Source organism: Marinilabilia sp., assembly GCF_016278715.1.
Lineage (GTDB): Bacteria > Bacteroidota > Bacteroidia > Bacteroidales > Marinilabiliaceae > Marinilabilia.
Genome location: NZ_JADQBH010000096.1, coordinates 1 through 5,727, shown reverse-complemented (window position 1 = coordinate 5,727; position 5,727 = coordinate 1). Strand labels below are relative to the sequence as shown.

General features: G+C 41.8%; 3 protein-coding genes. 2 read left to right on the top strand and 1 reads right to left on the bottom strand.

The genetic code is table 11. From position 1 onward, the window contains the following. Nucleotides 1-225 precede the first annotated feature (225 nt). Nucleotides 226-1,458, bottom strand: coding sequence for a pyridoxal-dependent decarboxylase (locus QZZ43_RS05940; protein WP_291857024.1), 1,233 nt, complete (start codon nucleotides 1,456-1,458; stop codon nucleotides 226-228). 837 nt (nucleotides 1,459-2,295) lie between these two features. On the opposite strand from QZZ43_RS05940, the gene QZZ43_RS05935 reads away from it, so the two are divergent. Both QZZ43_RS05935 and QZZ43_RS05930 read left to right on the top strand, forming a co-directional pair. Beyond that, entirely contained in the window at nucleotides 2,296-3,780 is a 1,485-nt protein-coding gene (locus tag QZZ43_RS05935; RefSeq protein WP_291857022.1) for a Gfo/Idh/MocA family oxidoreductase, read from the top strand. A gap of 314 nt (nucleotides 3,781-4,094) precedes the next feature. Further along, nucleotides 4,095-4,907, top strand: a complete 813-nt coding sequence (locus QZZ43_RS05930) for a DUF1080 domain-containing protein (protein WP_291857020.1) — start codon at nucleotides 4,095-4,097, stop codon at nucleotides 4,905-4,907. Nucleotides 4,908-5,727 lie beyond the last annotated feature (820 nt).

Genomic DNA, 5,727 nt, shown 5'->3' with positions numbered 1-5,727 from the left:
AATTAGTTGGGCTTTCAGCCCGTTTCTGATTGTATTTTGGTGATGTCCCAAGGCGTTGCCGTTGGATTATAGTGAGCTGGGCTTTCAGCCTGGGGAATTTAGGGGCATGAGAATGTGTCCAGTCTCCGAAATTCGCCCTGAAAGGGCAATTTACCATAGCCCGGGGTAATCACCCCGGGAAAATGGAACAGATGCAAAGGATCGCCCTGAAAGGGCAACTAAAAATTACAATTTCTCCCTCAATTCCTCTACAAACGGTAATAAATGATCCACATGGACATGTTCCATGAGTACAATTTTATACCAGCTGGGGGATTCGTTGTGGGTATCCGGTACCAATCCGTACTTATGGGCAAGTTCCGGGGGGATATGTTTGGCGCGGATGGCCACAATGTTGGAACTCGGATGACGGTAAAACTCAATATTTAAGTCCTCGAGTTGATTGCACAGCCAGTTGGTGCGGTAGTTCAGTATGTGGATTTTTTCAAACCAGTCGTGCGGCCCGTAGGTTTGCAGAATCATCCACACTGCAATGGCATTGGCTCCCGAACGACTGCCGATGAGCGTGGCATCCAGTCCGCTGACATATTGTGCTTCGTCGGTAAATACATTGTCAATTAATCCTTTGCGGGCCACAAAGATACCCGTCCCAAAAGGTGCCTGAACCATTTTGTGGGCATCCAGGGTAACGGAACTGATATCCGGGTTTAGAAACGTCATTTCATCATTATCGGTGCTGAAAGGGTAAACGAAACCTCCGTATGCACCGTCCACATGGAGCCGGAATTTAAGATCCGTTTTTCTTAAGGCTTTCGTATAGGTTTCCACACAATCCACCGAACCAAACATCGTGGTCATCATGTTGGCAACAACAATAAAGTATCTCTTGCCTTGGGTTTTTGCCTCTTGAATGGTTTTTTCCACGCTTTGGCCCGTTATTTCCCTGGTGTCATCGGTTACAGGTACATAAAATACATCCAGATCAAGTATGTTTCCTGCTTTCGGCATTGAATAATGGGAATCTTCCGAGCATAAAATGCAGATTTCCCCATAGGAGGCATCAAACTGCTTTCTGAACTGGTTTCGATATATCCAGATGGCCTGAATATTTGCCTCTGTACCCCCGGATGCCACATATCCGTCGTATTGATTCGGTTCACATTTGAGAATGTCTTCAGCCACTATTCCAATCAATTCTTTTTCCAATTTCTGGGTTCCTGCAAAAAACGGTTCTGATTCGCCCATGGTATGACAGCCAATGTGGTTGGGATTGTCGGTCATGGCTTTTAGAAACGGCGCGTTGTTAAGGAAAGAAGGGTCCATATTAAAAACATTTTCATCCAGATGGGAGGCCGGAATGCCCAGAATGGTCCTTTCCTGGTAATTAATGTTTTTTGCCAAAGCATAATCCACTCTGGATTTTATCTCACTCTTTGTCAGTTTTTTCCAGTATTGCATAGCGATGTTTTTTACAAAAATACACCTTTTGGACGCCAAAAACATTGATAAATAATAGGATGATTACAAGCTGTCATTTGCTTAAAAAAAAACAATTACAACCGGCCGAATAATATTGGTTAGGCCCGTCACAATAGATCGTTAGATTTAAGTGACTGAACCACAAAAGAAACAAAAGATAACAGGAAGAGATTAAACCACTTTTGTCCGGTGATACTTATTTCTTGAAAAAAGAATGCTTCACTTTACTACCAACCCTCAATATCCTGTAAAGTCCAGTCATTGCGCACGTAGTGAGGCAATCTCAATTTTTTAACCGGACATTAATGTTCTTTAATCTAAAATTCTAACGGTCTATTGTTATATATGTTAATAAAATTGCACCCCTTCGTAACTGCCTCTTTGTGTTTGAGCTTTATTTACAGGTAATTGGTCTCAATACTCCGTTAAACTTTCGTAACATCCTGTCAGTCAATTGTTTGAAAACACATTGCTTAAGCTGTTAAATAGTTGTTTTTCAACATGATACAATCCATCTAACATCTAATATCCGAAAATCTAACGGTTTATTGTGATCTTAAAATTGTTTAAAATCCATATTCGTTTTGTATTGTTGCGTTAAAATTTTTAATTTTCAGAAGAATTTCGTTAAAAGATTAATTGTACCCCGACCTTCTTTCATTTTTGAGAAGAAAGTTTTTCAAACCTGTTTAAGTGGTTTTAAGTCTTTTTTTGTCATATTTTAAATCCGCTAGGTTTTTAGGACACTAATGATTTTAAATCTTATATCTAAAGATCTGATGATATTTTTATTCACACAATTAATAAACTAGAAACATGGAAAACAGTAACAATTCAGGCGGTCTTAGCAGACGTCGGTTTTTACGCAATTCAGCCGCTATTGCAGCTGGAATGACGGTAATCCCAAATGTGGCCATGGGGGGAACTCTTGGCCGTAAAGCCCCCAGTGATAAATTAAATATTGTCGGTGTAGGCGTTGGCGGCCGTGGTTTTGCAGTGCTTAAAGCCATGGAGAGCGAAAACATTGTGGCTCTTTGTGATGTGGACTGGAAATACGCTCAGAAAGCATTCGATCATTTTCCAAAGGCTAAGAAATATTGGGACTGGCGAAAGATGTTCGATGAAATGGGCGATTCCATTGATGCTGTAGTGGTTGCTACTGCTGACCATACCCATGCCATTGTTGCAGCTACAGCAATAACAATGGGAAAACATGTATATGTGGAGAAACCACTTACTCATACAGTTTATGAGTCACGTTTGCTGACCCGTCTGGCCGAAAAATACAATGTTGCTACTCAAATGGGTAACCAGGGAGCATCGGGCGATGGCGTTGCCCTTTCTACCGAATGGCTTATGAATAATGAGATAGGGGAAGTGACCAAAGTGGAAGCATTTACCGACCGGCCCATCTGGCCTCAGGGTTTGAATGTGCCTAAGCAGGGCCAGTGGGTGCCTGAAACTCTTGACTGGGATCTGTTCGTAGGACCTGCTGAGATGCGACCATACAATGAAATTTATACACCCTGGAATTTCCGGGGATGGTGGGATTTTGGAACCGGAGCTTTGGGTGATATGGCTTGTCATATTTTGCATCCGGCTTTCAAAGGACTTGATCTGGGATACCCGATTAAAGCACAGGGAAGTTCAACATTGTTGCTTACGGAGTCTGCTCCCACGGCACAGCGCGTCAGAATGACGTTCCCTGAAAGAGGGAAAAAAGGAAAGATGAATTTACCTCAAGTTGATGTTCATTGGTACGATGGTGGTCTGCAGCCCATGAAACCTGACGGATGGCCGGCTGGAAAAGATATGAACAATGACGGGGGTGGCGTCCTGTTTCATGGAACCAAGGATACCTTAATAACAGGCTGCTACGGTAAAGAGCCGTGGTTGTTGTCGGGAAGGGTACCCAATGTTCCTAAAACCGAGCGACGTGTTAAAACCAGTCATGAAATGGATTGGGTTCGTGCCTGTAAGGAAAATGCCGCCAGTCGTCAGCAAACCAATTCGCCATTTAGTGAAGCCGGTCCATTCAATGAAATGGTGGTGATGGGCGTGCTTGCTGTTCGCTTGCAAGGTCTCAATAAGGAACTGGAATGGGATGGTGAGAAAATGGAATTCACCAACATCAACGCTGATGAAACGGTTCGTACAGTAATTGAAGATGGCTTCGAAATTCATGATGGTCACCCCACATTCAATAAGACCTGGACAGATCCCGTTAATGCCAGGGCTTTTTCAAGAGAGTTGATTAAACACAGCTATCGCGATGGCTGGAGTTTGCCTCCAATGCCTTAATGAGAGTATTCTAAATTTTCGTTTAATATCAATAGTTCGTTAGAAAAAAACTAAAAGTAGAGTCTTAATATTGCAAGACTTTTATTGCCAAAGAGTTGAGGTTTTTGCATGTTGCTTTACAAATAGTTTATTATCGGTAGTTTATATTGGTCAACGGAGTATTGGTGTTTAATAGTCTGTTAAAAAACGCTAAGTTAAGCAATGTAAGAGTTTTATTATTAGAAGGTTGTGGTTGTTGGTTCTGTTTTTCAAACCATTTATACCCACTGCTTGCAAATGTTTAACGAAGCATTAGTAATTAAAAATATTATAATATGAAGACAAAAAACATTGCCATAGCCTTTGTTGCCGGTGCTTTTATTTTTAGCGCCTGCGGAATGGGCGGCCAGAAAAAATCAGAAGAAAAAAGTGAAGAAACAAAATCTGTTAAAGTGGAAGAGAAAGCACCCGTGAATGGATTGACAGAAGAAGAGAAAGAAGAAGGTTGGATGTTGCTGTTCAATGGCCAGAACTTTGAAGGTTGGCGGGGATATAATAAAGAAAGTGTTCCCGGTGCCTGGTCTATTGACGATAATGCTATTAAGATTAACGGTTCGGGAGAAGGAGAAGCCGGTGCTGAAGATGGTGGTGACATCATTTATGATGAGAAATTCCAAAATTTTGAGCTGAAATTCGAATGGAAGGTCTCGAAAGGTGGAAACAGCGGCATTTTCTACATGGCCCGTGAATTTGAGGAGCTTCCCATCTATCGTTCAGCCCCGGAATATCAGATTCTGGATAACGAAAATCACCTGGATGCCCGCCTGGGAAAAGACGGAAACAGGAAGTCGGCTTCCCTGTATGACCTGATTCCTGCAAAACCCCAGAACAGTAAGGGTTTTGGCGAATGGAATACCGGTACCATCATTGTTTACAAGGGAACTGTAATCCACATGCAAAATGGTGAAGTGGTATTGGAGTACCATCTCTGGACCCCCGAATGGGAAGAGATGATCGAAAACAGCAAGTTTAAAGGCTGGACTGAGATGATCAATGCTGGCGGGGAAGAGCGTATGGGCTACATCGGACTTCAGGATCATGGGGATGATGTGTGGTTCCGCAATATTAAACTGAAGGTGATGGAATAAACCCCTGAGTCCAGTATAAAAAGCCTCTTTATTGCCAAACTCTTCGTTGTTGAAAATTTTTGAATCCACATTAACAATAGGTTAACTCCGGTGCAAAAATTTTCAAAGCTTCGATTTTGACAAAAATATACCTTCTTATACTACACACATCTTTAATTGAGATAATTGAACAGAAACCCGTCTTTCGAATCCCGGAGGACGGGTTTTTTGGTAAATACATTGGTGCTATTGTCCGGGAAAATTGAAAAGTAGAGATTTAGATTCCTTTACCGATAAACCGGGACAGGTGGTTTTAATCGCCAAAGTAATATCATTAAAATGCCGGTTCATAGCGAATCCTGAGCATTCGGGAAAGCAATCTCTTTTTAATTAGGGTCTGCTGAAAATCATTTAAAGCTTTAGAAATAAATTATTTATATTGATAAATTTCCTTTAAAGTGCAAGGTTTTTTTAGCAAACCTTAAATTAAGTCCGCACTCGAAAAGGAAAATTGTTTAGATTTTACTAACGGAAACATTTTTTTGTGATTTAAAAAGACTTACTGTCCAAAGACGCGGTGGCCTGTCCGCTTTCCGGGCCGGCGGATGGCGGGAAGGCAAAATGGGCGACTTTCAAGGCCTTGCGCAATGGCCGGAAATTTTGGCTTTCGCGGGCTGATAGGTTAAAGCGGACTAGTCCCGATATAGGGTTTGTAAAGTTTTCGTGAAGAAAACTCACAAAAACCATAATCGGGATTTGGTTCTTTTTGGGGCGATGCCAAAAAGAACAACAACCTGAAATTAAAAGTGGGGCTGCTGACTTTTTCAGCAGCCCCTAATTA

Coding starts and splice junctions, on each gene's coding strand:
- QZZ43_RS05930 (WP_291857020.1), top strand. CDS start 4,095: ATGAAGACAAAAAACATTGCCATAGCCTTTGTTGCCGGTGCTTTTATT.
- QZZ43_RS05935 (WP_291857022.1), top strand. CDS start 2,296: ATGGAAAACAGTAACAATTCAGGCGGTCTTAGCAGACGTCGGTTTTTA.
- QZZ43_RS05940 (WP_291857024.1), bottom strand. CDS start 1,458: ATGCAATACTGGAAAAAACTGACAAAGAGTGAGATAAAATCCAGAGTG.